We start from the raw sequence: 1113 nt of genomic DNA, 5'->3' as shown, positions 1-1113 counted from the left end.
CAGCGTGTTCATGGGGCATGCGGTGTCCGGGGCCAGGAGCGTGTTGTGCGACGGTCTCAAGGGCACGAGCTGGGTGTCCGGTTGCGGGGAACTGGGGGTGCGGCGGTGTCGATGCGCTCGGACTCGGGAGCGGAGGTTCCCGCCCTGACGTGGGATGTGGCTCGCGCGGTGTTCCCCAAGGGCTGTGTGGCGATGAGGATCCGGGACGGCCTTGGGCCGCTGTTCTCGGATGAGGATTTCAAGGCGGCCTTCGGAGTCAGGGGGCGTCCCGGGGTCTCGCCCGGCCGGCTGGCCCTGGTCAGCGTCCTGCAGTTCGCCGAGAACCTGACTGATCGCCAGGCCGTGCACGCGGTGCGGGCCGGGATCGGCGTGAAGTACCTGCTGGGCCTGGAGCTGACCGACCCCGGCTTCGACCGCACAGTGCTGACCGGGTTCCGGGACCGGCTGCTGGCGCATGGCATGGAAGCGAGGGTTCTGGACCTGCTGCTGGAGCGCCTCGCCGAGCTGGGGCTGGTCGGCTCCGGCGGGAGGCAGCGCACGGACTCGGCACACGTGCTGGCCGCGGTCCGCAGCCTCAACCGCCTGGAGTTCCTCGGGGAGAGGCTGCGGGCGGTGCTGGAAGCACTCGCTGCAGCCGCGCCGGACTGGCTGCGCGCGTCGATGGACCCGGCGTGGCAGGAACGCTACGGGGCGCGGGTCGACGCCTGCCGGCTGCCGACCGACGAGCAGGAGCGGCGCACCCTCGCCCGGCAGATTGCCACTGACGGATACCGCCTGCTCGAAGCTGTCTTCGCGCCGGCGGCGCCGGGATGGCTCCAGCAGGTGCCTGCCGTCACTGTCCTGCGAACGGTGTGGGTGCAGCAGTTCACGCGCTCCGTCACCGACGGCGAAGAGGAGTGGCCTGGCGGGGGAAGGACGATCTCCCGCCGAGCAGAGTGATGGTCGCCTCGCCTTACGATCCTGAGGCCCGGTACGCCAAGAAGCGGGGATCCGCCTGGGCCGGCTGCACGATCCATCTCAGTGAGAGCTGTGATGACCCAAAGACGTCGAAGCGCCCGCACTTGATCACCCACGTTGTCACGACCGACGCCACGGTCAACGATGCGATGGTCG

Annotated in this window: 1 protein-coding gene; it reads left to right on the top strand. The window is 69.9% G+C overall.

From position 1 onward, the window contains the following. The first annotated feature begins 111 nt into the window (after nt 1-111). Entirely contained in the window at nt 112-939 is an 828-nt protein-coding gene (locus ABZ624_RS43185) for a transposase (RefSeq protein WP_360101281.1), read from the top strand. The last annotated feature ends 174 nt before the right edge of the window (nt 940-1113 follow it).

Source organism: Streptomyces sp. NPDC007205 (assembly GCF_040634095.1).
Taxonomy (GTDB): Bacteria; Actinomycetota; Actinomycetes; order Streptomycetales; family Streptomycetaceae; genus Streptomyces.
This window is presented reverse-complemented; position numbering and strand designations above follow the sequence as displayed.

Excerpts from the sequence above, each read along its gene's own strand:
- ABZ624_RS43185 (WP_360101281.1), top strand. The coding sequence starts at position 112 with ATGCGCTCGGACTCGGGAGCGGAGGTTCCCGCCCTGACGTGGGATGTG.